Below are 25,409 nucleotides of genomic sequence, written 5' to 3'. Positions count from 1 at the left end.
GCCGGTGGTGGGGAGCATAACCCCACCACCGGCCGAAGTGGCGACCGAATCGGTCAGAGGTGTCGACCGCTTACAGGCCGACGTCCTCCGCCGTCCAGTAGCCGGTGTCAATCAGAGCCGACTGCACGTTGTCGGCGATGACCGGCACCGGGCCGAGCAGGAACGACGGCACAACCTTCACGCCGTTGTCGTACGTCTCGGTGTCGTTGATCTGCGGCTCGCCGCCCTCGAGCAGGGCCTGGGCCATGCTCGCAGCAACCTTCGCCAGCTCACGGGTGTCCTTGAAGATGGTGGCGTGCTGCTCACCGGCAAGGATGGCCTTGACCGAGTCGAGCTCAGCGTCCTGACCCGAGATGATCGGGAAGTCGCTGCCCACCGAGTAGCCGGCGTCGGTCAGAGCCGAGATGATGCCGCGGCTCAGGCCGTCGTAGGGCGAGAGCACGGCGTCAACCGTGGTGCCGTCCGAGTAGTGCGCGGTCAGCAGGTTCTCCATGCGGCTCTGGGCGACCTGGCCGTCCCAGCGCAGCGTCGCCGCCTGCTCGATGTTGGTCTGACCCGACTTCACAACGAGCGTTCCGTCGTCGATCAGCGGCTGGAGAACATCCATGGCGCCGTTGAAGAAGAAGAACGCGTTGTTGTCGTCCAGCGAGCCAGCGAACAGCTCGATGTTGAACGGACCCTCGGGCGCGCCGTCGACGGGGTTGCCCTCGAGGTCAGTCAGGCCGAGACCGTGCAGCAGGGTCCAGGCCTGCTGCTGGCCGACGAGGAAGTTGTCGAACGTCGCGTAGTAGTCGACGTTCTCGCTGTCGCGGATCAGACGGTCGTACGCGATGACGGGGATGCCCGCGTCAGCCGCGTCCTGCAGCACCTGCGTGAGCGTGGTGCCGTCGATCGAGGCGATGATCAGGGCCTCAGCGCCCTGGGTGATCATGTTCTCAATCTGGCTGACCTGGGTGGGGATGTCGTCCTCGGCGTACTGCAGGTCGACGCGGTAGCCCGCGGCCTCCAGCTCGGCCTGAACGGCGTTGCCGTCGGCGATCCAGCGCTCCGACGAGCGGGTCGGCATGGCGACGCCGATGAGGCCGCCTTCGCCGTCGCCGCCAGCGTCCGCGGCGCAGGCGCCGAGACCGAGGGTCATCGCGCCAGCGGCCACGATCGAGAGAAGAGTCCTCTTCTTCACTGTGTGTCCTTTCGAGTGGGATTGGGGGTGGTGCAGTCGACCGTGTCTCTCATCGCTGAGAGGCCCGGACGGATCCCGGGGAAACCCGGGAAGTTCATGGACGCGCGGGACGACATGTCTACAGCCCCTGCGCCAGTCGGTAGTACGCGGCGTTCGACCGCAGCTGCTGCTCGAAGGCGGGCAGCGTGGTGTCGTCGTCGATGACGAGCAGCTCGACGCCGCTCATCGCGGCGAAGTCGCGCAGCACGTCGACGCCGATCTGGGTCGACATGACGGTGTGGTGGGCGGCACCGGCGGTCAGCCACGCCGCGGCCGAGGTCGCGAAGTCGGGGGCCGGCTTCCACACCGCGTGGCCGACGGGCAGCTTCGGCATCGGCGCGGGCAGGGCGACGTTTTCGACGACGTTCGCCACCAGACGGAAGCGGTCGCGCATGTCGCTGAGCGCGCACACGACGGCGGGGCCGGCGTCGGCGGTGAAGACCAGGCGCACCGGGTCCTCCTTGCCGCCGATGCCGAGCGGGTGCACCTCAAGGCGCGGCGTCTGGCTCGTGAGCGACGGGCTGACCTCGAGCATGTGGGCACCGAGGATGAGCTCCTCACCGGGGACCAGGTGGTAGGTGTAGTCCTCCATGAGGCTCGCGCCGCCGGGAAGGCCGGCGCCCATAACGGCGGCGGCGCGCACCATGACGGCGGTCTTCCAGTCGCCCTCCGCCCCGAAGCCATAGCCGTCGGCCATGAGTCGCTGCACGGCGAGGCCAGGCAGCTGGCGCAGCGTGCCGAGGTCTTCGAAGCTCGTCGTGAAGGCGCCGAAGTCGCCTGCCTCCAGGAACGAGCGCAGGCCCAGCTCGATCGCGGCGCCGTAGCGCAGCGAGTCGGCGCGGTCGCCGCCGGGCAGAAGGGCAGCGTCGACGTCGTAGAGGTCCGCGTATTCGGCCACCAGAGCATCCACGTCGCTGTCGGCGACGGCGTGCACGGCGTCGGCCAGCTCGGTGACGCCCCACGTGTTGACCTGAACGCCGAAGCGCAGCTCGGCCTCGGTCTTGTCGCCCTCGGTGACGGCGACGAAGCGCATGTTGTCACCGAAGCGCGCGAGCTTCAGGTTCTGGGTGGCGTGGCGGCCGGCCGCGGCGCGGGCCCACACGCCGATGCGCTCGGTGACCGCCGGGTTCGAGACGTGGCCGACGACCGTGGTGCGCGCCACCGACAGGCGCGAGGCGATGTACCCGAACTCGCGATCGCCGTGGGCGGCCTGGTTCAGGTTCATGAAGTCGAAGTCGATGTCGGCCCAGGGCAGCTCGACGTTCGCCTGCGTGTGCAGGTGCAGCAGCGGCTTCGTGAGCTGGTCGAGTCCCGCGATCCACATCTTCGCGGGGCTGAAGGTGTGCATCCAGGTGATGACGCCGATGACGTTCTCGGCGGCGTTCGCCTCGCGCATGACGCGCGCGATACTCGCCGGGTCGACCAGCGTCGGCTTCCAGACCACGCGCACCGGGATGCTCGCCGCCGCCTCGAGGCCCGCCACGACCTCCTTCGACTGCTCGGCAACCTGCCGAAGCGTCTCGTCGCCGTACAGGTTCTGGCTGCCGGTGAGGAACCAGACTTCGTACGTGCTGAGGTCGGGGACGATGCTGCGGGACACGAAACTCCTTGACATGGGTCAGATCACCTCGGCAGCCGTGCGCTCGATGGCGAGGCCCGGCTCGTAGCGCTCGAGGTAAGCGGTGAAGCCCGCGACGTCGTCGGCGAGCGGGGTGGTCAGGTGGGCGTCGGCGCCGGCGAAGACAGCCGCATCGAGGTAGGCACCGAGGTCGGGCGCGCCCGCCTCGCTGGCTGCCGCGCCGTGCCGAGCCGTGAAGGCGGCGAGGACGGCGATGCCCCAGGCGCCACCCTCGGCGGCGCTGGCGGCGACCCCCACGGGGGCGTCGAGCGCGGCGGCCAGGAAGCGCTGTGCCACGCCGGGCGTGCGGAACATGCCTCCGTGGGCATAGAGCGCGTCGATCGCGACGTTTTCGCCGCGGAGGGCGCGCATCCCGATCGCGAGAGTGGCGAAGACGCCGTAGACCTGCGCGCGCATGACGTTCGCGAGCGTCAGGCGGCTATCGGGGGTGCGCACGATGGCGGGGCGACCGGCGTCGAGGTGAGCGACCGGCTCACCCGCCAGGTGGTTGTAGGCGAGCACACCGTCGGCGTCGGCCGCGCCCTCGAGCGCCTCGGCGAAGAGCAGCGCATAGGCGGCGTCGGCGTCGACCGGGGCGCCGGCGAGCTCGGCGAAACGGCGGTACGTTCCCACCCAGGCGTTGAGCTCGCTCGTGCCGTTGTTGCAGTGCACCATCGCGACGGGGTCGCCGGCCGGGGTGGTGACGAGGTCGAGCTCGGCGTGCTGCGAGGCGAGCGGACGGTCAAGCACCACCATCGCGAAGATGCTCGTGCCCACGCTCACGTTGCCCGTGCGCGGGGCGACGGCGTTCGTCGCGACCATGCCGGTGCCGGCGTCGCCCTCGGGCGGAGCCGCCGGAGCGCCCGCGGCGAGGGTGCCCGTCGGGTCGAGCAGGCGAGCGCCCGCCTCGGTCAGGTGACCGGCGGTCTCGCCTGCCACCCGGATGCTCGGCAGCAGCTCGGTCAGGCCGGTCGCCCATCCGCGCCCCGCGACGAGCGCGTCGTAGCGGGCGACCAGCTCCGGGTCGTACTGGGGTCGGCCGGCGGAGTCGCGGGAGACCGGGAACATGCCGGACGCGTCGCCGACTCCAAGGATCCGCTCGCCGGTGAGTCGTTCGTGCACGTAGCCGGCGAGCGTCGTGACGTGCGCCACCTGCGACACGTGCGCCTCAGAGTCGATGAGGGCCTGGTGAAGATGCGCGATCGACCAACGCAGCGGGATGTTCGTGCCGAACAGTTCCGAGAGTTCGGCCGCGGCCGGGCCCGTGTTGGTGTTGCGCCATGTGCGGAAGGGCACGAGCAGGTCTCCGGCGGCGTCGAAGGCCAGGTAGCCGTGCATCATCGCCGACACACCGATCGCCGCGAGCGTGGACGGGGCGGCGCCGTAGCGGGCCTCGGCGTCGGAGGCCAGGGCGGCGTACGCGGCGGCGAGGCCATCGTGCACGGCGTCGAGCGAGTAGCTCCAGAGTCCGTCGACGAGCTGGTTCTCCCACTCGTGGCTGCCGGTGGCGAGCACGTGGGCGGGGCTGTCGGCGTCGACCAGGCACGCCTTGATGCGGGTCGAGCCGAGCTCGATGCCGAGCGCGACGCGGCCGGCGGTAATCCGGTCTGCGCTCATCGGGATGCTCCCGCGGGCTGGCCGTAGACGTTCTGGTAGCGGTCGAACAGGGCGTCGATGGCCTCAGGCGCGATCGGCAGCGGCTCGCCGAGCTGGCGGGCGATGTGAATGGTGCGGGCGACATCTTCGAGCATGACGGCCGCCTTGACCGCGTCACGAGCATCCTTGCCGATCGTGAACGGGCCGTGGTTTTGCATGAGCACCGCGCGCGAGCGGTGACCGGTGAGGGTCTCGACGATGCCGCGGCCGATCGAGTCGTCGCCGATGATCGCGAACGGCCCCACGGGAATCTCGCCGCCAAACTCGTCGGCCATCGCGGTGATCACGCACGGGATCGCCTCACCGCGTGCCGCCCACGCGGTCGCGTAGGTCGAGTGGGTGTGCACGACGCCGCCGACCTCCGGCATGTTGCGGTACACGTAGGCGTGCGCGGCCGTGTCGCTCGAGGGGCTGCGGTCGCTACCGGGGGTGTTCGGCACAACCTCGCCGTCGAGCGTGCAGAGGATCATGTTCGCCGGGTCGAGGTCGTCGTAGTCGACGCCCGAAGGCTTGATGACGAAGAGGTCGGCGCCGGGGACCCGACCTGAGACGTTGCCGCCCGTCCACACCACGAGGCCGTACCGCACGAGCTGTGCGTGCAGGGCAGCGACGTCATCACGCACGCGGGCGATGGCGACCTGCACCTCAGGGCTCAGGGGGGCGGGGCTCATGTGACTCCGTTGTCGGGGTGGCGCGGGGTGGGTAGCGCTGTGACGGCTCGATGTGACCGTTCACATTGCGTGAGTGCACTCTACAGACGAAACGGTCACAACTGTCAAGTGGGACGCCCGTGCGAAACGGTCACAAGTCGATAACAGGGGATGCTCGCGGCGAGCGCGGGCTCGCGAGGGCGCGGCGGGTGCGCGACCCCCGGCGACTACGCGCGCCGCGCCGCGGTCGAGTGCCGCACGATCAGCTCGGGCCGCACGGGCTCGTGGCTGAGGTCGGTGTCGCCGCGCAGTTCCCCGAGCAAGAGCTCGATCGAGCGCCGCCCAATCTCGGCGAAGTTCTGCCGCACGGTGGTGAGGGGCGGGGCGAAGTGCGCGGCCTCCGGAATGTCGTCGAACCCGACAACGGAGATGTCGCCCGGCACGTCGAGCCCCGACTCGCGGCAGGCGTGCATGAAGCCGAGCGCCATCTGGTCGTTGCCGCAGAACACGGCCGTGAAGTCGCGGTAGCGCAGCAGTTCGAGCCCGGCGTAGTAGCCGAAGTGCGCAGTCCAGTCGCCGAGGATCGGCGCCCGCGTGCGCAGGTCGGCGGCGTCAAGCTCGCGCAGGAATCCCTGCATGCGCGCCTCGGCCTCGATCCAGTCTTGCGGCCCCGAGATGTGCATGATCTCCTCGTGCCCCAGCTCGATGAGGTGCCGCGTCGCCATGCGTGCACCCGTCACCTGGTCGACCCAGAGCGAGTGCTGGGTGTTGGTGCCGGTCGCTTCGAGCGTGACGTACGGCACGCTCACCTGCAGGTCGGTGATCGCCTCGAACACGCGCACCTGCGGCGCGATGACAATGAGCGCCTCGACCGACTGCGACATGAGGTAGTCGAGGCCCGACTTGATCGAGGCGTACTCGCTCGAGCTGATGTTCGTGATCGAGAGCCGGTAGCCCGCTTCGCGCGCCGCCGTCTCAATCGCCTGGATGCTCGTGGCCGGCCCGTAATGAACCGTCTGCGAGGCGAGCACCCCGATCGTGCGCGATCGACTCGTGACGAGTGCGCGAGCGGCCTGGTTGGGGCGGTAGCCCAACTCGCTGATCGCCGCGCGCACCTTCTCGAGGGTGGCCGGCCGAATGTTGGGGCTGTCGTTGAGCACCCGGGAGACGGTTTGGTAGGACACCCCGGCGACGCGCGCGACATCGCGGATGTTCGGCGCGCGGGTGCGTTCCGGTTCCGCCGCGGTGGTGTCGGTGGTCATCGTCGTCCGTTCGGGTGCGCGCAATGTGTACGTTCACATTCGCCTTGCGCCATTATGCACCCCGACGCTTTCGTACGGTGTGGCACTCCGAGAACGGGCCCCGCAGGTGCCGGCCAGCAACGCTCAGCAATCGGGCCGCGACGTCGCACGCGCTCCCCGCCTAGAGTCGCGCGAGCGCCTGCTCGACATCGGCGACGAGGTCGGCCGCATCCTCGATCCCGACCGACAGGCGCACGATCGAGGCCGGCACTTCGAGCGCCGTGCCCCGCACGGAGGCGTGCGTCATCTCGCTCGGGTAGTTGACGAGCGACTCGACGCCGCCGAGCGACTCGGCGAGCGTGAACACCTCGAGGCTCTCGCAGAATCGACGGGCGGCCGCCTCTCCCCCGGCGAGGTCGAGCGACACCATGCCCCCGAAGCCGCGCATCTGCCGGGCCGCGAGCTCGTGCCCGGGGTGATCGGCAAGGCCCGGGTAGAGCACCCGAGCGACCCCGGCGTGCCCCACCATCGCCTCAGCGACGGCCTGGGCGTTGTGGCAGTGGCGGTCCATGCGCACGGCGAGCGTCTTGATTCCTCGCGTGGTGAGCCACGCATCCATGGGGCCGGAGACGGCACCGGCCGCGAACTGCTGGAAGCCGACGCGCGAGGCGAGGTCGTCGTCGTTGAGCACGAGCGCCCCGCCGACGACGTCGGAGTGACCGCCGAGGTACTTGGTGGTCGAGTGCACGACCACGTCGGCGCCGAGAGCGAGCGGGGTCTGCAGGTAGGGGGTGGCGAACGTGTTGTCGACCACGACGAGGATGCCCGCCTCGTGCGCGATCTCGGCGAGCGCCATCACGTCGGTGACCTTCATGAGCGGGTTCGACGGGGTCTCGAGCCAGAGCACCTTCGGTGTGAGCTGGCCGATCATGGTGCGCACGCCGTCGAGGTCGCTGAAGTCCATCGTGGTGAGGCCGATGCCCCACTGCCCGAAGACGCGACGCACGAGGCGGTGGGTTCCGCCGTACACGTCGTCTCCCATGAGCACGTGGTCGCCGGGCTCGAGCACCGCCCGCAACAGCGCGTCTTCGGCCGCAAGACCCGAGGCGAAGCTAAAGGCGTGCGCGCCACCCTCGAGTGAGGCGAGCTGCTGCTGCAGGGCATCACGGGTCGGGTTGGTGCCGCGCCCGTACTCGTAGCCGTTGCGCAGGCCCCCGATGCCGTCTTGGGCATACGTCGTCGAGAAGTGCACGGGAGGGATGACCGCGCCCGTCGTCTCGTCGGGGGTTTGCCCCGCGTGAATTGCGCGGGTCGAGAATCCGTGGTGGTCGTTCGTGGAGCCCATGGTCATGTCTTTCGCGGGTCGATCAAACAGAAAACATCGGATGCTCAGCGCGCGTCACGCGCGCCCGCACCGCCCCCTAGGCGAGGGCGTGCAGCAGGTCGGCACGGGTCACGAGCCCGATCGGGTTGCCCCCGTCGAGCACGAGCAGAGTCTCGGGAGGAAGCCCGCCCGCGCCGCGCTCGCCGAAGCGTTCGCGCGCCGAATCGAGGCTCTCGCCCGCTCCGATGACCGGCATCACCGGGCCCATCGCCGCCGTCACGGGGTCACCCGGCGTGACGTCGCCCGATGCGAGCGCGCGCAGCAGCCCGGCGGTCGACACAGAGCCGACGACCTCGCCGAGCACGGGGGGCAGCTCACCGCTGAGAACGGGGAGCGCCGTCCCTCCTCCGCGGGCCTCGAGGGCGGCGACCGCGTCCGCGACGGTGTGCTCGCGCCGAACGTGGGCGAGCTCGCGCACCGGGTCACCGAGCAGATCGCGCACCGTCGGAGAGCCGGCGGACGCCGCGAAGCCGTGCGCGCGCATCCAGCGGTCGTTGAAGATCTTGCCGAGGTAGCCGCGGCCGCCGTCGGGCAGCAGCACGACGACCACGTCGTCGGGGCCGAGTTCGCGGGCGACCTCAAGGGCGCCCACGGCGGCCATGCCGCACGAGCCGCCGACAAGCAGACCCTCCTCGCGAGCGAGGCGCACGGTCATGTCGAACGACTGCTGGTCGCTGACGGCCACGATGCGGTCGGTGACCTCGGGGTCGTAGGCGCCCGGCCAGAAGTCTTCGCCCACGCCCTCGACGAGGTAGGGCCGGCCGGTGCCGCCCGAGTAGACGCTGCCGACGGGGTCGACGCCGACGATCTGCACGCGGCCGCCCTCACGCTCGGCGCTGACCTCGCGCAGGTAGCGCCCGGTTCCGGTGATGGTGCCACCCGTGCCGACGCCCGCAACGAAGTGCGTGATGAGGCCGTCGGTGTCGCGCCAGATCTCGGGACCGGTGGTCTCGTAGTGGCTGAGCGGACCGTTGGGGTTCGCGTACTGGTTCGGCTTAAACGCGCCGGGAATCTCGCGGGCCAGCCGGTCAGAGACCGAGTAGTACGACTCGGGGTCGTCGGGCGCGACGGCGGTCGGCGTGACGACGATCTCGGCGCCGTACGCGGTCAGCACGTTGCGCTTGTCTTCGCCGACCTTGTCGGGCAGCACGAACACGCACTTGTAGCCGCGCTGCTGGGCGACGAGCGCGAGGCCCACACCGGTGTTGCCGCTCGTCGGCTCGACGATCGTGCCGCCGGGCTTCAACAGCCCGTCGCGCTCGGCCGCGTCGATGATGCGGGTCGCGATGCGGTCTTTCGACGACCCTCCGGGGTTCAGATACTCGACCTTCGCGAGCACGGTGGCGCTGATTCCCTCGGTGACCCTGTTGAGGCGGACGAGGGGCGTGTCGCCGATCAGGTCGGTGATCGCGGCGGCGTATTTCATGCACACGAGCCTACCGGCGGCCCGGATGCACGCGGCCCGTCCCAGCGTCTGCCAACGTCTGGTGGGAGAATGGGAGAACGCGTGCGCCCGTGGGCGCGCGCGGAGGCACCACGAGCATCCTGAATCGGGCCACCCCGCCCCTCACCGCACCCGTTGGAGACGTCCGTGACGAACGACGAGAACCTCACCGTCAAGCAGCAGCGCGAGAAGCGCCGTGCCGAGAAGGTGGCCGCCCTGAAGGCGAAGCAGAAGAAGGAAAAGCGCGGGCGGCTCGTCGCCATCGTGCTGTCGGCGACCGCCGTCGTGGCCGTGCTCGGCATCGTCATCACCGTCGTCGTGTCGAACGCCACGCGCCCCGCGCCGCAGGTTCCGCTGACCGCCGCGGAGCGCGCGGCGATCGAGATCGAGGGCGAGGAGCTGTTTCCTGGCCTCGACCCCACGCACACCACCGACCCCGTGCAGTACGACGTGATGCCGCCGGCCGGTGGGCCGCACAACCCGTCGTGGCTGAACTGCGGCATCTACGAAGAAGAGCAGCCCGTCGAGTACGCCGTGCACTCGCTCGAGCACGGCGCGGTGTGGCTCGCCTACGACCCCGAGCAGCTCAGCGACGAACAGCTCACCGAGCTGCGTCGCGTCGCGCCCGACCGCCACGCGATCGTCTCGCCGATCGCGGGTCTCGAGTCGCCCATCATCGCGAGTGCGTGGGGCGCCCGCGTGCAGGTCGACGGCCCCGCCGATGAGCGCATCACGCAGTTCATCGACAAGTACTGGCTGTCGCCGTCGGCTCCTGAGCCGGGCGCGCTGTGCTCGAACGCCCTCGACGGGCCCGGGCGGGTCAGCTAGCCATGGGTGAGGCGGGCGGCACGGTCACCGCGACCACCGGACCACGCGTGCGCCTGCTGTTGGGCGGCGCACTGCTGGTGCTCGTCGCGCTCGTCGCCGGCGTGCTGCTCGGTCGCGTCACGGCCCCGACCGCCGGGGGCCCGGTGCCCTCGAACACGAGCGCCGAGGCGGGCTTCTCGCGCGACATGCAGACCCACCACACGCAGGCCGTCGAGATGTCGCTGCTCGTTCGGGACCGTTCCGACAGCGACGAGATTCGCCTCCTCGCGCTCGACATGGCGACCGCGCAGATGCAGCAGATCGGGCAGATGGCGGCCTGGTTGCAACTGTGGGGCCTGCCCGCCGCAGCCCCCGAGCCAAGCATGACCTGGATGACCCGGCCCGCCCTCGACGGCGGCTCGCACGAGTCGCACGACGGCACGGCGGAACACTCGCACGTGCCCGGCGAGCCGATGCCGGGGCTCGCGACTCCCGAGCAGATGCAGCAGTTGCGCGACGCCGACGGCGTTGAGGCCGAGCGCATCTTCCTCGAGCTGATGATCGCCCACCACCAGGGGGGCGTCGAGATGGCGGCCGCCGTGATCGAGCGCAGCGAGCATCCGGTCGTTCTCGACCTGGCCGGCGGAATGGTGCGCGTGCAGCAGAGCGAACTCGACTACATGACCGAACTGCTCGAGGCCCGCCGCTAGGCAGACGAGACCGCGTCGGTGCGCTGCTGCTCGACGAGCGTCGCGTAGAGCCCCCCGCGCGCCAGCAGTTCGGCGTGGGTTCCGGTCTCGACGATGCGGCCCGCCTCCAGCACGTGAATCACGTCGGCACCCACCACGGTCGATAGACGGTGCGCGATCGCGACGGTGGTTCTGCCTTGCGCCGCCTGATCGAGCGCGCGTTGCACGATGCGTTCCGACGTCGAGTCGAGCGCACTCGTCGCCTCGTCGAGCACCAGCACGGGCGGGTCTTTGAGCAGCACGCGCGCGATCGCGATGCGCTGCTTCTCGCCGCCCGACAGACGGTAGCCGCGCTCACCGACCACCGTGGCGTAGCCGTCGGGGAACGACGCAATCGTGTCGTGGATGTTCGCCGCTCGGCACGCCGCCTCCAGTTCCTCGTCGCTCGCGTCCGGCTTCGCGTAGCGGAGGTTCTCGGCGATGGTCGCGTGAAACAGGTAGGTCTCCTGGCTCACGATGCCGACCTCCGCGATCAGGGATGCACGGCGCAATTCGCGCACGTCGACACCGGCAAACAGCACCCTCCCCTCCGTCGCCTCGTACAGCCGGGGGATCAGGTACGAGATGGTCGTCTTGCCCGCCCCGGACGGCCCGACGAACGCCACGAACTGGCCAGGCTCCACGGTGAATGACACATCGGAGAGCGTGGGAGGCCCGTCACCGCCCTCGGCGTCGGGGTAACGGAAGGTGACGCCATCGAAGCGGATGCTGCCCACCGACTCGCGGGGCGCATCCACCGCATTGTCGTCCTCCGTGATCGAGGGAACGAGGTCGAGGTACTCGAAGATGCGGGCGAACAGGGCCGCCGAGGTTTGCAGGTCAAGGGCGACCCGCATGAGGCCGAGCAGCGGGAAGGTGAGCCGGGCCTGCACCGTCGTGAAGGCGACGAGCGTGCCGGCCGTGACCGCAACGTCGGCCTCGATGAGGAAGGCGGCGGCCAGGTACACGATCGCGGGAATCACGCTGAGGAAGACGTTCACCAGCGCGAAGAACCACTGGCCAGACATCTGCAGCTGCACCTGCAGACGCCGCTGCACGGCGTTCTCTGCGCGGTACCGGTTGACCTCGGCCTCTTGGCGGTCGAAACTCTTTGCCAGCAGGATGCCCGAGACGCTCAGCGCCTCCTGCGTGATCGCGGTCATGTCACTGAGCGACTCCTGCGTCTTGCCGGCGATCCGGGCGCGGACGATGCCGACGCGGCGCTGGGCCGCGACCAGGGCCGGCAGCAGAACGACGGCGACGAGCGTGAGCTGCCAGCTCAGCAGCAGCATCGCGACGAACGCGGCGATGACGGTGACCGTGTTGCCGATGACGCTCGAGACGGTGTTCGACAGCACGCTCGCCACGCCCCCGACGTCGTTCTGCAGACGCGACTGGATGACGCCGGTCTTCGTCCGTGTGAAGAAGGCGAGCTCCATCTGCTGCAGGTGCGCGAACAGCTTCACCCGCAGCTCGGCCATGACGCTGTTGCCGACCGTCGCCGTCAACCAGGTCTGGGCGATGCCGAGACCGGCGCTGAGCATCCAGAGCACCACCATGAGACCGACCAGCTGCGCGAGCAGCGGGATGTTCGGCGCGCCCTCCGGCGGGAACAGGCCCTCGTCGAACGCGCGCTGCGTCAGCAGCGGGGGCAGCACGCTGAGCCCCGCGCTCACGAGCACCAGCGTGATCGTCACGGCGAGGGTGATGCGGTGCGGTCGGAACAGCTCGGCGATGCGCCCCAGCAGGTTCGGGATGCGCGGGGCCGCGGCGTTCTCGGCACGTTGCGCCTCGACGTCGCCGCTGGAGACGCGGAAACCCCGGCGGCCACCACCCATGCTCATGTGCTGAGCCTAGGCGGGGGCGCCGGGGTTTCTGCTTACAGCGCGGTGCGACTTCTCGCCGCGGGCGATCAGCCCTTCGTCGAGCCCGCCAGCAGGCCGCGCACGAAGTAGCGCTGCAGGCTGAAGAACACGATGAGCGGGATGATCAGCGAGATGAACGCCGCCGCGGGCAGTCGCTCCTGGTTGCGGCCGAAGTTACCGACCAGCTCGGCCAGGCGCTGCGTCAGGGGCGCGACGTCGACCGTACCGCCCGAGAACACGAGGGCCACGAGCAGGTCGTTCCAGACCCAGAGGAACTGGAAGATGCCGATCGAGGCGAGCGCCGGCAGCGACAGCGGAATGATGATCCGGAAGAAGATCTGCGTGTGGTTCGCGCCGTCGACGCGAGCCGCCTCGATCACCTCACCGGGGATCTCCGAGATGAAGTTGTGCAGCAGGAAGATGCACAGCGGCAGACCGAAGATCGTGTGCGCGATCCACACCGCGGGGAACGTGCCCGAGATGCCGAGCACCTGCGAGAAGATCTGCAGTAGCGGCACGAGCGCCATCTGCAGCGGAACGATCTGCAGCGCGAACACCAGCACGAACATCGCGCCGGCGCCCTTGAACTTGATCCACGCGAACGCGTACGCCGCCATCGTCGCGATCGCGATCGGGAAGATCGCGGCCGGGATCGCGATGACGAGCGAGTTCACGAAGTACTGCCCGAGGTTCGCGCTGGATGCACCGGATGCGAACAGCACGTCGGCGTAGTTGTCGAACGTAAACGACGGGTTGACGAACCAGGTCCACCAGCCAGTCGTGCGGATCTCGGTCGGCGTGCGAATCGACGAGACCAACAGGCCGAACGTCGGGATCGTCCAGATCACCGCGATGATGATGGCCGCCGCCGTCGCCCAGGGCGACGTCAGCTTTTCCTTCGACTTGCGGAACTTGCGAGCGACCGCGCCTTCGGCGGTGTACTCGTTGCGCTGACCGAGCGGGCGGTCGAGCTTCGCCTCAGCCTTCTCCACTGCCTCGGTCATCGGATCTCCTTCTGCTTACGCATGACACGCACGTTGTAGATGACGATCGGGAGCACCATCACGAACAGGATCAGCGCGAGCGCCGAGCCCTGCCCGATCTCACCGCGGTTGAACGCCTGCGTGTACATCTCGTTGGCGACGACCGAGGTGCCGAACTGGCCGCCGGTCATCGCCCGAACGATGTCGAACACCTTCAGGGTGGCGATCGAGATCGTGGTGATGACGACGACGAGAGTTCCGCGAATACCGGGGAGCGTCACGTTGCGGAACTGCTGCCACGCGTTCGCCCCGTCGAGACGGGCGGCCTCGATGATCTCGACCGGAACGCCCTTGATCGCGGCCGAGAGAAGCACCATCGCGAAACCGGTCTGGATCCAGACCATGACGATGATGAGGAAGAACGTGTTCCACGGCGAGTTCTGCAGGAACTGCTGGGGCTCGCCGCCGAACCAGACGATGATCTGGTTCAGGATTCCGATCTGCTCACCAAAGCCGAGCTCGCGGTACTCGTACACGAAGCGCCAGATGATGCCCGCGCCGACGAACGAGATCGCCATCGGCATGAACACGAGCGACTTCAGCACCTTCTCGCCGTGCGACTTGTCGATGAAGACGGCATAGGCGAGGCCGAAGATGGTGGAGAGGGTCGGCACGAGGGCGACCCAGATGAGGGTGTTGACGAGCACCGTGATGATCTCGGGCTGCGTGAACATCCACTCGTAGTTCCGCAGCCCCACCCACTCGCGTCCGGAGCGGTTGGTGAACGAGAGGTAGATCGTGCGAATCGCGGGGTAGATCAAACCGATCGCGAGCAGGATCATCGCCGGGGAGACGAAGGCGAGAAGCTGCCAGAAGTCTCGACCCTTCTTCGGGGCCCGATCGGCGAGGAAGAGGACGATTCCGACGACCGCGGCGAAGGCCACAAGGCCCACGACCATGACGCCGAATTTCTCGAATAAGTCAGCCCAGAAAGCAGTCATGCCGGGTAAACCTCCATTGGTTTGAGGCCACGCTACCTGACGACTCGGCCCACCGAGAAGGGATTCCCGGTGGGCCGAGTTCAGATGGTGATCAGCGGGTCAGATCAGCGCGGGAAGGTCCCGTCGATGAAGGTGACGAGCTGGTCGGTGGTGAGCTCTCCGAGCACCCAGTCCGTCATGCCGGTCCAGAACGAGCTGGTGCCGACAGCGGCGGGCATGAGGTCGGAGGCGTCGAAGCGGAACACCGTGTTGGGGTCCTGCAGGATCTCGATCGACTGCACCGCCAGCGGCGAGCTGGCGAGCTGCGGGTCGAGGCCCTGGTTCGCCGAGATCACGCCACCGAGGGCGATGCGGTTGTTCGCCCAGGTGTCGCTCGACAGGTAGGCCTGCACGGCGGCCGTGGCGTCGTCGCTGTTGAAGGCGGCCACGAACTCGCCACCACCGGTGACAGCGAAGCCGTCCTCGGCGTTGATCGGCGGGGTCAGGAAGGCCCAGACGTCACCGTCGGGAGCAACCGTCACGCCCTCGCCCCACTGAGCCTCGTAGAACGACGCCTGGCGGTGCAGCGAGCAGTTTCCGTCGAGGATCTGGAGACCAGCGTCCTGGAAGGTCGTCGAGACAATCGAGCTCACGCCACCGAAGCCACCGTTGACGAACTCGGGGTTGAGCATGATGTCACCGACGAGGTTGATCGAGTCAACGATCTCGGGGTCGGCGAACAGGGTGTCACCGGCGACCCACGCGTCGTAGGTCTCGGGGCCGGCGAGACGCAGCACGGCGTCCTCGACCCAGTCGGTGCCGACCCAGCCGGTCGCGTCACCCGAGCCGAAGCCGACACACCAGGGGCGGTAGGCGCCCTCGTTGCGCTCGGTCATCTGCTCGGTCAGAGCGACCATCTCGTCCCACGTGGTGGGAACTTCGTAGCCGTTCTCCTCGAAGTCGGCCGGCGAGTACCAGACGTAGCCCTTAACGCTCGCCATGAGCGGAGCCGCGTAGAAGGTGCCGTCGACGGTGCCGTAGCCCTTCCACGACTCGCTCCAGAACTCGTCAACGTTCGCCTCAACGGCCTCGGGGGCCGGCACGACGTAGCCGTCTTCGATCAGGCGCTGCAGGAGGCCCGGCTGCGGGATGATCATCAGGTCAGGGGCGTCTCCAGCGGCCGCACGCACGTTGATCTGCGTCTCGGCTTCCTGCGTGCCGACGTAGTTGATCGTGATGCCGGTGCACTCTTCAAAGTCAGACCAGCTGGTGACGAGGTTGTCGGCCTCGACGTCGATGATGGTCGCGTAGATCTCGACCGTCTGGCCCGAGAACTCGCCGTACTGCTCGTACTCGGCGCAGTTCGCGTCGCCGCCGTTACCGCCGTTGCCGCCGGGGGCCGGGGTCTCGGACTCGGCGGCACAGCCGGCAAGAACCAGGCTGACGGCGCCGATCGCCGCTGCCGGCCCAAGAAGCCGGCGTCGGAGAGTGGAACTCATGTGTTTCCTCCTCATTGAGGGTCGGACGGCGGCGTCGGATGCGCCGCGCGTGGGTTGGTGCAGGTGTCGGGCTCAGCCCCCACCACGCCGTTTCACGTCGTTGTCGGGAACCGGTTCCAGGTGGAACGTTACGTCAGCGTTCGCGGCGGCGCAACCGCTGTTTCGCGCGCCGTTATCGATCCGTTGTGGAACGCTCATCGCGCTCGCAGGCGGATGCACGGGGTGCGCACCCCGACACGCGCCGGAATTTCTGGCACCGGTTCCAGACCGCCCAGATTTTGGCTACACTCCGGATGCATACGTGACGCGGCGAGGCGAGCCGCGCGCAACCGGCGTCCAATGGAGGACCGACGAGGCATGAGCATCCTGGCCGACGTGGCCCGTATTGCGGGCGTCTCAAAGTCGACGGCGTCGCGGGCGCTCAGCGGTCGCGGATACGTGTCGACGGAGACCCGGCGCCGCGTCGAGACCGCCGCCGCCGAACTCGGCTACGTCGTGTCGTCGACCGCCGCGAGCCTCGTGACTGGGCGCACCCGCAACGTCGGCGTCGTCATCCCGTACATCAACCGCTGGTACTTCGCCGAGGTGCTCGAAGGCATCGAGAAGGCGCTGATCCGATCCGGCTACGACCTGACGCTCTACCGGCTGAGCATGGACACCGAGCTGCGGCGCCGGGTGTTCGACTACTTCCTCGTGCGCAAGCGTGTCGACGCGGTGATCGCCGTCACCATCGCCCTGAGCCCGCACGAGGTTCAGATGTTGCAGGCGCTGGGCAAGCCGCTCGCGGGCATCGGCGGGCGCATCGCCGGAATCCCGTCGCTGTCGATCGACGATGTCGAGACCGCGCGGCTGGCGACCGAGCACCTCATCAGCCTCGGCCACCGGCGCATCATGCACGTCGGCGGCGACCAGAGCGAGCAGATGGATTTCCGAGTGCACAGCAGCCGGTACGACGGCTTCACCCGGGCGGTCAACGACGCCGGGCTCGTACTCGACGACGACTTCCGCGAGGCGGAATTCTCGGTGCCGGGCGGCTACCAGGTGGGGCTGTCGCTGCTCGGCGACCCGCGGACCCGGCCGACGGCGATTTTCGCCGGCTGCGACGAGATCGCGATCGGCATCATGATCGCGGCCCGTCAGCTCGGCATCTCGATCCCGCAGGAGCTGTCCATCATCGGCATCGACGATCACCCCATGGCCGAGATGTTCGGACTCACGACACTCGCCCAACGACCCGGCTCGCAGGGTGACCGTGCCGTCGAGTTCCTGATCCAGCAGATCGAGAATCTCGACGCGCCCGCGCCCGACGAACACGTCGTGCTGCCCACGCGCTTGATCGTGCGCCAGTCGACGGCGGCCCGCCGCGACCCCTAGCGCGACCGTTTCCCCAAGAAGCCGCCGCGCGCATCCCGCCGCTCACGGCACGACGCCCCGCGCCGACCGAAGTCGATGCGGGGCGTCGTGGCGAATCCCCCGATGCGGGGGAGGCGACTACTTGAGCGTGACGGTGGCGCCAGCCTCTTCGAGCTGAGCCTTGGCCTTCTCGGCGGTCTCCTTGTTGGCGCCCTCGAGGACGGTGCTGGGCGCACCGTCGACAACGGCCTTGGCCTCGCCGAGGCCGAGGCTCGTGAGCGCGCGGACCTCCTTGATGACCTGGATCTTCTTGTCGCCAGCGGCCTCGAGAACGACGTCGAACGAGTCCTTCTCCTCGACCTCGGCGTCGCCACCAGCGGCGCCACCAGCGGCCGGAGCAGCGGCAACGGCGACGGGGGCAGCAGCGGTGACCTCGAAGACCTCTTCGAACTTCTTCACGAACTCGCTGAGCTCGATGAGCGACAGCTCCTTGAACGCCTCGATGAGCTCGTCAGTGGTGAGCTTGGCCATGATTTCTCCTTGTGTACGGGGTGTGTGTGGATCGTGGGTCGATCGGCGTTACGCGCCGGCCGATTCCTGCTTCTGCCGCAGGGCGTCGACCGCACGAGCGGCCTGCGCGAGCGGCGCGTTGAACATGTATGCGGCACCGAACAGCGAGGCCTTGGCGGCACCGGCGAACTTCGCCAGCAGCACCTCCCGGGTCTCGAGCTCGGCCAGCTTGGTGACCTCGGCGGCGGTGAGCGGGTTACCGTCGAAGTAACCGCCCTTCACCACCAGGGCCGGGTTGGCCTTGGCGAAGTCGCGCAGAGCCTTGGCGACCGTCACGGGGTCCCCGTGGACGAACGCGATCGCGGTCGGTCCGGCGAGCATGTCATCGAGCGAGTCGATTCCAGCCTCGTTGGCCGCGATCTTGGTCAGCGTGTTCTTCACCACGGCGTAGGACGCGTTCTCACGGAGGGTGCTGCGCAGCGTCTTCAGCTGCGCCACCGTGAGGCCGCGGTACTCGGTGAGCAGTACGGCGGACGAGCTGGAGATGATCTCCTTCAGCTCGGCGACCGTTGCTTCCTTGTTCGCCATGGTGCTCCTTGTGTCGTGGGTGTGTGCCCGACAACCGCACCGCAGAAATGGCGAAGGCTCCGGCGCAAGCGCTCGGAGCCTTAGTGGTCACACGCACGCGAACGTGAGTGTGGAAGGTTTCGAATCACCTGCGCGGGCCGTCACACGCGCTCCGGGGAGCGTCTGCGAGCTTTCAATCGCTGTGTCCGCACGCGGACACGCCGATGACCAGCGGTCTTGGGCTCGATCAGCCTACGGGATGCACCCCCCGGCGACCAAATTCTCGTCACCACCCCCTATTGAGGATTTGCGATACATGCAATATGTTTCTGCTGTTGTCGTCGTTCATCCCCCGTAAAGGAGAATTCATGGCCTCGCAGGTCACCCTGATCCCCGGCGATGGTGTCGGACCCGAATGCGTCGCCGCGGCACGTCGAATCATCGACGCCAGCGGCGCCCCCATCGAGTGGGACGAGCAGGAAGCGGGAGAAACCGTCTTCCGGCGCGGCATCGCCAGCGGCGTGCCCCAGGAGACGATCGACTCGATCACCCGCACCCGCACCGTCCTGAAGGGCCCGCTGGGCACGCCCGTGGGCTTCGGCGAGAAGTCGGCGAACGTGACCCTGCGCAAGCTGTTCGAGACCTACGCCAACATTCGCCCCGTGCGCGAGTTGCCCGGGGTGACGACCCGGTACTCCGGCTCGGGCATCGATCTCGTCGTCGTGCGCGAGAACGTTGAAGACCTGTACGCGGGCATCGAACACATGCAGACGCCGGGCGTCGCCCAGTGTCTGAAGCTGATCTCGCGCAAAGGCTCCGAGAAGATCGTGCGTACGGCGTTCGAGTACGCGCGCAGCGAGGGTCGCCACTCGGTCGCCTGCGCGACCAAGTCGAACATCATGAAGCTCACCGAGGGTGAGCTCAAGCGCACCTTCGAGCGCATCGCCCCCGAGTATCCCGACATCGAGGCGCGTCACATCATCATCGACAACGCCGCTCACCAGCTGGTGAAGCGTCCCGAGCAGTTCGATGTCATCGTCACGACCAACATGAACGGCGACATCCTGAGCGACCTCACCTCCGCCCTCGTCGGCGGGCTCGGCTTCGCGCCGTCGGCCAACCTTGGCTCCGGCGTCGCGATCTTTGAGGCCGTGCACGGATCGGCGCCGAAGTACGCCGGTCAGAACGTGATCAACCCGACCGCGGTGATTCTGTCCTCCGTCATGATGCTGAAGCACCTGGGGCACGTGGACGAGGCCGAGACCATCGAGAACGCCCTGTTCGCAACGGTCGGCGCCGGCACTCTGACCGGCGACGTCGTCGGCTACGACTCGGGGGTCTCGACGACCGACTTCGCCTCGGCGATCATCGACAACTTCGGCCGATCGGCCGAGGGCTACCCCGTTCGCCGTGGTCGGCCGCTCGCGCTGCCGAGCCCGGTCGAGAACCCCGTCACGGTCACCCCGACGTCGCGCCGCGTCGTGGGCGTCGACGTCTTCATCGAGTCGGGCATGCTCCCCCACGAGCTCGGCCCCGAGCTGGAGGCCGCCACGAGCGACGCTGCCGTGTACCTGAAGATGATCTCCAACCGCGGCACCAAGGTGTACCCCGACGGCAACACCAACATCGACATGGTCGATCACTACCGCTGCCGGTTCATGCAGCGCGGTGACGGCGACCTCGATCGAGCGGCCATTCGCGACCTGCTCGCGCGGGTCGAATCACGCGTCACGTGGATGCACGTCGAACTGCTTCAAGAATTCGACGGCGAGCCGTCGTTCACAAAGGCGCAGGGCGAAGACTGAGCTGACTCGACGTCACGCGTGCCCGCTGGGGGCTACACATAGTCGCGCCAGGAATGTTGCGGCGCGTAGCCGAGCACGTCGCGGGCACGCGTGATGTCGAGCAACGTCTCGCGGCCGACGATGTCGCGTGAGCGCGGCACGGTCGGGAATTCGGCGTCGAGGAGTTCGACCGACGGGCGCTCCATCACGGTGTCGGCCGCCGCGATGATGAAGGTGTCATAGCCAGGGGCCGCGTTCTCCAGCGCGCGCAGCACGGCTTGCCCGCCATCTCGGCGGTCGATGTAGCCGAACAGGTTCCAGCGTCTGACGCTCGTGTCGTGCTGCCATGACGGGAACTCGGCGTAATCCTCTTCCGCCATGACGTTGCTGAAGCGCAGGCCGGTGATGCGCAGCGCAGGGTCCCACCGCACGAGCTTGCGGGCGAGTTCCTCCTCGAGGTGCTTGCCGACCGCGTACATGAACTCCGGGCGCGTCGGCGCGGCCTCATCGAGCGGCACGTACGGCGGGTCGATCGCCATCGGGATGCCCAGCAGGGTCTCGCTGGAGGCGTGAACGATGCGCGAGATGCCGGCGCGGCGCGCGGCCTGAAACACGTTGATCGTCATCGTGAGGTTCTGCGTGATGAGCGCGGTGTCGGGCACGATGCCGGGGGCCGGCACGGCAGCGAGGTGCACAACGGCGTCGACGCCGGAGTGACGCTCCTCGACACCCGCGATCGCGTCGGCAACCTGGCCGTAGTCGGTGAGGTCGATCTGCACGCTGTCGGGGCCGCGATCGCCGCGCGCGTCGAACTCGATGACGCGGTGGCCGGCCTCGCGGAGCGCCGCGACAACGCCGACTCCGAGCTTGCCGCGAGAACCGGTGACGATGATCTGCATGCGCTCGAGCCTAGGCGTCCGGCGCGAGAGGCAGCCGTACGCGGAACACGGTCTGGCCCGGCTCCGAGACGGCATCGACGACGCCGTCGTGAGCGCGCACGATAGCCGCCGTAATGGCGAGGCCCAGCCCCGTGGATCCCGTGGCACGAGAGCGCGAGGTATCGGCGCGCGCGAAGCGTTCGAACAGCACCGGCTGCACCTCGTCGGGAATACCAGGGCCCGTGTCGGTGACGGTGACGATCGCCCGGCCTTCGAGCGTGCCGAGTGCGGCCGTCACCTCTGTTCCCGGCGGAGTGTGGACGCGGGCATTGGCGAGCAAGTTCGCGACAGCCTGGTGCAGGCGCGGTTGGTCACCGAGCACCGTCACCGGCTCCTCGGGCACGCGCACGATCCAGGCGTGATCGGGCGAGGTGGCGCGCGCATCCGCGACGGCGTCGACGAGCAGCCGGCCCAGGTCGACGCGATCGCGCGCCAGCTGCCGCCCCTCGTCGAGCCGGGCAAGCAGCAGCAGGTCGTCGACGAGCCCCGACATGCGCACCGACTCGCTTTCGATGCGGCTGAGCGCGTGCCGGACGTCATCGGGCAGCTCGTGCCCGCCGCGTCGCGTCAATTCGCTGTAGCCGCGAATGGCCGCCAGCGGCGTGCGCAACTCGTGGCTCGCATCCGCGACGAACCGACGCACCTTCTGTTCGCTCGCCTCGCGGGCGTCCAGCGAGCGCTGAACGTGCACGAGCATCCGGGCGAACGCGCCGCCCAGTTGACCGACCTCTGTTTCGGGATCGGTATCGATCTGGGCGATGCGGTCGCGTAGATCGACGGCACCCCGGTCGAGGGGCTGGCGCGAGATCTGCGTCGCCGTCTCGCGGATTCGCGTGAGAGGCCCGAGCCCGAGGCGCACCACCTCGCGACCCAGCACCGCGGCAACGGTGAGGGTTCCGACCAGGATGATCGTGATCACGGCCCCGAGACGGCTGGTCGTCACGACCACCTCGCGCGTCGAGAGGCCCACGAGCAGGGTCGACCCGCTCGGCAGCTCGGTCGCCAACACGCGGAACTCGCCGCTGATGCCCGGAAAGCGCACCGTGCGGGGGCGGTCGAGCGTCGTGTCGGCGAGAACCCGCAGCTGCAGCGGCGACAGCTCTTGCACGCGCGCGGCCTCGTCGAGGTAGGCGGCGCTGACGCGCCCGCCCGGCGAGACGAACGCGATGAGGCTGCCGACCGGCAACCCGGGCGTAAAGCCGAGCCGGGGGTCGGCTGGGCGGGTGCCGACGACGAACTGCACGCGGCTGGAGACTTCGCGCAATTCGTCATCCAGCTGGGCGACGAGGGCCGAGCGCACCGCGACGGTGCTGATGAGGCCGATGCCGAGGGTGGCGAGCGCCAGCAGCGCGAGGATCCCCGCAATGAGGCGGCGCTGCAGCGACCACCGGCCCAGCATTACGAGACCGGCTTGATCAGGTAGCCGACCCCGCGCACCGTGTGGATCATGGGCGGGCCGAGGGTGTCGATCTTTTTGCGCAAGTACGAGATGTAGATCTCGACGATGCTCGATCGGCCGCCGAAGTCGTAGCTCCACACCCGATCGAGAATCTGCGGCTTCGACAGCACGCGACGGGGGTTGCGCATGAGGTAGCGCAGCAGCTCGAATTCGGTCGCGGTGAGTTCGATCTCGGTGTCACCGCGGCGCACCTCGTAGCTCTCCTCGTTCAAGACGAGGTCGCCCACGCGAATCTCGGGGTCGGCCTTCTCGCTGACGACGCTCGCGCTCCGCCGGATGAGGCCGCGCAACCGCGCCACCAACTCCTCCAGGCTGAACGGCTTCGTCACGTAGTCGTCGCCGCCCGCCGTGAGGCCGGCGACCCGATCGTCGACCGCGTCTTTCGCGGTGAGGAACAGCACCGGCACGTCGCGTCCATCGGTGCGCATCCGCTTCATGACCTCGAGCCCGTCGATGTCGGGCAGCATGATGTCGAGCACGACGATGTCGGGGGCGAAGGTGCGCCCCTCGGCGACCGCGTCCTCCCCCGTCAAGGCGGTGCGAACATCCCAGCCTTCGTAGCGCAGCGCCATCGACACCAGATCGGCCAGCGACGGTTCGTCGTCGACGACGAGGGCGCGCACGGGGGACCCGTCGGGACGGGTCAGCCGCGGGGTGTCTGGCAGGGTGTCGGTGTCGGTCATGACTTCCATTCTGCGAAGCCCGCTATGCGCGGTCTGTGCCCATTCTATGAACGAGCTAAACGCATCCTTTATGGGGTGCTCGCGGGCCGCGGCACCGGACCGCGCCGCCGCGTCGCTCCCCGTTCACCGCCGGGCCGCGCGACCGTGACACGCGCGAAACACGCACGCGCCACAATGGGACGGCAATGACGCGGCGACCAGAAACGGCAGGGACGCGAATGACCACGATGCGCGCGGTGGCGATGACCGAGATCGGCGGGCCGGAGGTGCTGCAGTCGATTGACGCGCCGATGCCGGTGCGGGCGAACGCCGAAGTGCTCGTCAAGGTGCTGGCGGCGGGCGTCAACCCCATCGACGCGAAAACGCGGTCGGGCCGCGGGGTTTCGGGCGCAATTCGCGCGTATCCGGCGATCCTCGGCTACGACCTGTGCGGCGAGATCGTCGAGTCGCCCTACCAGGCGCACCCGCTGCAACCGGGGCGGCGCGTGTACGGAATGACGATGGTGCCGCGCCTCGACGGCACGTACGCCGAGTACGCCGTCGTACCCGAGGCGTTTCTCACCCCGGCGCCGACGACCCTGAGCCCGGTCGAAGCGGCGGCCGTTCCGCTCGCGGCTCTCACCGCGTGGGGCATGGTCGTCGACGTGGCGCGCGCCCACGATGGGCAACGGATGCTCATCCACGCGGGCGCCGGAGGCGTCGGTCACTTCGCGGTGCAGCTCGCCGCCTACTTTGGCGCGCGCGTCACCGCCACCGCGTCGCAGCGCAACGTCGGCTGGTTGCACGAGCTGGGCGCCTCGCGGGTCATCGACTACAGCGCTGAGCGGTTCGATGAGGCGGTCGACGAGGTCGACGTCGTGATCGACCTCATCGGCAACGTGCACGACAACACCGGGTCACGGTCACTCTCGGTGCTGCGCCCTGGCGGGTTGCTGGTCAACGCGCCGACGGGCAGCTGGCCCACCATGGACGAGGAAGCCGCCGCGGCGGGCGTGCGCGCCACCGGGTATCGGGTCGCACCGTCCGGGTCGACGCTCGCCGTGATCGCCCGGTTGATCGATTCCGGCGACTTGCGCGTGCACGTCGACCGCACGTTCCCCCTCGCCGAGGCCGCCGAGGCCCACCGGCTGCTCGAGGGCGGTCACGTGCGCGGCAAGCTCGTGCTCACCGTCGCCGAGTAGTCGGGCCGATCACCGGGACGCGCGCCTCGCATCCCGCAGGCAGACAACGACGAAGGCCCCGCCATAGCGGGGCCTTCGCGAGTCGACGAGCGCGGTTGCCCGCGCCGCCACCTACAGAACGTTGACGTCGAGCGGGATGCCCGGGCCGAAGGTGGTCGACACGGACCCCTTCTGGATGTACCGGCCCTTCGAGCTCGACGGCTTCAGTCGAACGACCTCGTCGAGCGCAGCCTGGATGTTCTCGGCCAGCTGCTCGGCGGTGAAGCCGGTCTTGCCCACGACGAAGTGCACGTTGGCGTGCTTGTCGACGCGGAACTCGATCTTTCCGCCCTTGATGTCGGTGACAGCCTTCGCGACGTCGGGCGTCACGGTGCCGGTCTTCGGGTTCGGCATGAGGCCGCGGGGGCCGAGCACCTTACCGAGGCGTCCGACCTGGCCCATGAGCTCGGGGGTCGAGACGGCCGAGTCGAAAGCGGTGTAGCCGCCGGCGACCTTCTCGATGAGCTCGGCGCCGCCGACCTCATCGGCACCGGCCGCGAGTGCCGCCTCGGCCGCGGGGCCGGTGGCGAACACGATGACGCGGGCGGTCTTGCCCGTGCCGTGCGGCAGGTTGACGGTGCCGCGCACCATCTGGTCGGCCTTGCGGGGGTCGACGCCGAGCTTCAGCGCGACCTCGACGGTCGAATCCATCTTCTTCGAGCCGGTCTCGCGGGCCACCGCGACGGCCTCGGCCGGGGTGTAGTACTTGCCGGGCTCAATCTTCTCGGCCGCGGCCCGGTAAGCCTTGGACTTCTGTGCCATGTTGATCTCCTGTACGTGAGGAACGCGGTTGACGAGCCTGGCTGGCTCTCCCGCTGAGT

General features: G+C 68.7%; 22 protein-coding genes. 5 read left to right on the top strand and 17 right to left on the bottom strand.

Annotated features, from left to right (window positions below; all coding sequences use genetic code 11):
• Positions 1-70 precede the first annotated feature (70 nt).
• The 7 genes from chvE to ACK4SC_RS04465 form a co-directional block, all read right to left on the bottom strand.
• Complete coding sequence (gene chvE, locus ACK4SC_RS04495) at positions 71-1,138, bottom strand: multiple monosaccharide ABC transporter substrate-binding protein (RefSeq protein WP_409615375.1); 1,068 nt, start codon at positions 1,136-1,138, stop codon at positions 71-73.
• Positions 1,139-1,298: 160 nt separating this feature from the next.
• Positions 1,299-2,834, bottom strand: a complete 1,536-nt coding sequence (gene araA / locus ACK4SC_RS04490) for an L-arabinose isomerase (RefSeq protein WP_409615224.1) — start codon at positions 2,832-2,834, stop codon at positions 1,299-1,301.
• Positions 2,835-2,837: 3 nt separating this feature from the next.
• Complete coding sequence (locus tag ACK4SC_RS04485; RefSeq protein WP_409615221.1) at positions 2,838-4,454, bottom strand: FGGY-family carbohydrate kinase; 1,617 nt, start codon at positions 4,452-4,454, stop codon at positions 2,838-2,840.
• Positions 4,451-5,164: an L-ribulose-5-phosphate 4-epimerase gene (locus ACK4SC_RS04480; RefSeq protein WP_409615218.1), complete on the bottom strand. Its 714-nt coding sequence runs from the start codon at positions 5,162-5,164 to the stop codon at positions 4,451-4,453. Before ACK4SC_RS04480 ends, ACK4SC_RS04485 begins: the two co-directional genes overlap by 4 nt.
• A 206-nt stretch (positions 5,165-5,370) precedes the next feature.
• Positions 5,371-6,405: a LacI family DNA-binding transcriptional regulator gene (locus ACK4SC_RS04475; RefSeq protein WP_409615215.1), complete on the bottom strand. Its 1,035-nt coding sequence runs from the start codon at positions 6,403-6,405 to the stop codon at positions 5,371-5,373.
• Positions 6,406-6,565: 160 nt separating this feature from the next.
• A complete protein-coding gene (locus tag ACK4SC_RS04470) occupies positions 6,566-7,729 on the bottom strand; it encodes a cystathionine gamma-synthase (RefSeq protein ID WP_409615212.1) in 1,164 nt (387 codons plus the stop codon).
• A 76-nt stretch (positions 7,730-7,805) separates the two neighbouring features.
• Positions 7,806-9,194: a cystathionine beta-synthase gene (locus ACK4SC_RS04465; protein ID WP_409615210.1), complete on the bottom strand. Its 1,389-nt coding sequence runs from the start codon at positions 9,192-9,194 to the stop codon at positions 7,806-7,808.
• Between the two features lie 165 nt (positions 9,195-9,359).
• Between ACK4SC_RS04465 and ACK4SC_RS04460 the strand changes: the two genes are divergently transcribed.
• Complete coding sequence (locus tag ACK4SC_RS04460) at positions 9,360-10,040, top strand: DUF3105 domain-containing protein (protein ID WP_409615207.1); 681 nt, start codon at positions 9,360-9,362, stop codon at positions 10,038-10,040.
• A 2-nt stretch (positions 10,041-10,042) separates the two neighbouring features.
• The gene (locus ACK4SC_RS04455) at positions 10,043-10,729 is read left to right on the top strand and encodes a DUF305 domain-containing protein (RefSeq protein WP_409615204.1); all 687 of its coding nucleotides are present in this window, start codon (positions 10,043-10,045) and stop codon (positions 10,727-10,729) included.
• Here ACK4SC_RS04455 and ACK4SC_RS04450 read toward each other — a convergent pair.
• From ACK4SC_RS04450 to ACK4SC_RS04435, 4 genes are all read right to left on the bottom strand, one after another.
• On the bottom strand, positions 10,726-12,591 hold the full coding sequence (locus ACK4SC_RS04450; RefSeq protein ID WP_409615201.1) for an ABC transporter ATP-binding protein: 1,866 nt from the start codon (positions 12,589-12,591) through the stop codon (positions 10,726-10,728). The genes ACK4SC_RS04455 and ACK4SC_RS04450 overlap by 4 nt on opposite strands.
• A 68-nt stretch (positions 12,592-12,659) precedes the next feature.
• On the bottom strand, positions 12,660-13,616 hold the full coding sequence (locus ACK4SC_RS04445) for a carbohydrate ABC transporter permease (protein WP_409615198.1): 957 nt from the start codon (positions 13,614-13,616) through the stop codon (positions 12,660-12,662).
• The gene (locus ACK4SC_RS04440; protein WP_409615196.1) at positions 13,613-14,596 is read right to left on the bottom strand and encodes a carbohydrate ABC transporter permease; all 984 of its coding nucleotides are present in this window, start codon (positions 14,594-14,596) and stop codon (positions 13,613-13,615) included. Before ACK4SC_RS04440 ends, ACK4SC_RS04445 begins: the two co-directional genes overlap by 4 nt.
• A gap of 104 nt (positions 14,597-14,700) precedes the next feature.
• Positions 14,701-16,074, bottom strand: a complete 1,374-nt coding sequence (locus ACK4SC_RS04435) for an ABC transporter substrate-binding protein (protein ID WP_409615193.1) — start codon at positions 16,072-16,074, stop codon at positions 14,701-14,703.
• Between the two features lie 357 nt (positions 16,075-16,431).
• On the opposite strand from ACK4SC_RS04435, the gene ACK4SC_RS04430 reads away from it, so the two are divergent.
• Positions 16,432-17,448, top strand: a complete 1,017-nt coding sequence (locus tag ACK4SC_RS04430; protein ID WP_409615189.1) for a LacI family DNA-binding transcriptional regulator — start codon at positions 16,432-16,434, stop codon at positions 17,446-17,448.
• Positions 17,449-17,565: 117 nt separating this feature from the next.
• Here ACK4SC_RS04430 and rplL read toward each other — a convergent pair whose 3' ends face one another.
• Positions 17,566-17,958 (bottom strand): 50S ribosomal protein L7/L12, encoded by a 393-nt coding sequence (rplL, locus tag ACK4SC_RS04425; RefSeq protein WP_409615186.1) that lies wholly within the window; start codon positions 17,956-17,958, stop codon positions 17,566-17,568.
• Between the two features lie 48 nt (positions 17,959-18,006).
• Entirely contained in the window at positions 18,007-18,525 is a 519-nt protein-coding gene (gene rplJ, locus ACK4SC_RS04420) for a 50S ribosomal protein L10 (RefSeq protein WP_409615183.1), read from the bottom strand.
• Positions 18,526-18,872: 347 nt separating this feature from the next.
• On the opposite strand from rplJ, the gene ACK4SC_RS04415 reads away from it, so the two are divergent.
• On the top strand, positions 18,873-20,309 hold the full coding sequence (locus ACK4SC_RS04415; RefSeq protein ID WP_198674366.1) for an NADP-dependent isocitrate dehydrogenase: 1,437 nt from the start codon (positions 18,873-18,875) through the stop codon (positions 20,307-20,309).
• Positions 20,310-20,341: 32 nt separating this feature from the next.
• On the opposite strand, the gene ACK4SC_RS04410 is transcribed toward ACK4SC_RS04415, so the two are convergent.
• The 3 genes from ACK4SC_RS04410 to ACK4SC_RS04400 are packed head-to-tail and all read right to left on the bottom strand — an operon-like array spanning position 20,342 to position 23,368.
• Positions 20,342-21,187, bottom strand: a complete 846-nt coding sequence (locus ACK4SC_RS04410) for an NAD-dependent epimerase/dehydratase family protein (RefSeq protein ID WP_409615180.1) — start codon at positions 21,185-21,187, stop codon at positions 20,342-20,344.
• Between the two features lie 10 nt (positions 21,188-21,197).
• The gene (locus ACK4SC_RS04405; protein ID WP_409615177.1) at positions 21,198-22,625 is read right to left on the bottom strand and encodes a sensor histidine kinase; all 1,428 of its coding nucleotides are present in this window, start codon (positions 22,623-22,625) and stop codon (positions 21,198-21,200) included.
• Positions 22,625-23,368 (bottom strand): response regulator transcription factor, encoded by a 744-nt coding sequence (locus ACK4SC_RS04400; protein WP_409615174.1) that lies wholly within the window; start codon positions 23,366-23,368, stop codon positions 22,625-22,627. Before ACK4SC_RS04400 ends, ACK4SC_RS04405 begins: the two co-directional genes overlap by 1 nt.
• A gap of 218 nt (positions 23,369-23,586) precedes the next feature.
• Here ACK4SC_RS04400 and ACK4SC_RS04395 point away from each other — a divergent pair, with 218 nt between their 5' ends.
• Entirely contained in the window at positions 23,587-24,549 is a 963-nt protein-coding gene (locus ACK4SC_RS04395) for an NADP-dependent oxidoreductase (RefSeq protein WP_409615171.1), read from the top strand.
• A gap of 111 nt (positions 24,550-24,660) precedes the next feature.
• Here the strand turns inward: ACK4SC_RS04395 and rplA are convergent, their stop codons facing one another.
• Positions 24,661-25,350, bottom strand: coding sequence for a 50S ribosomal protein L1 (gene rplA / locus ACK4SC_RS04390; protein ID WP_409615169.1), 690 nt, complete (start codon positions 25,348-25,350; stop codon positions 24,661-24,663).
• Positions 25,351-25,409 lie beyond the last annotated feature (59 nt).

Origin of the sequence: Microcella sp., from assembly GCF_046293215.1 — a bacterium.
GTDB lineage: Bacteria > Actinomycetota > Actinomycetes > Actinomycetales > Microbacteriaceae > Microcella.
The sequence above is the reverse complement of the archived record's forward strand: the minus strand, read 5'-3'. Positions and strand labels throughout refer to the sequence as shown.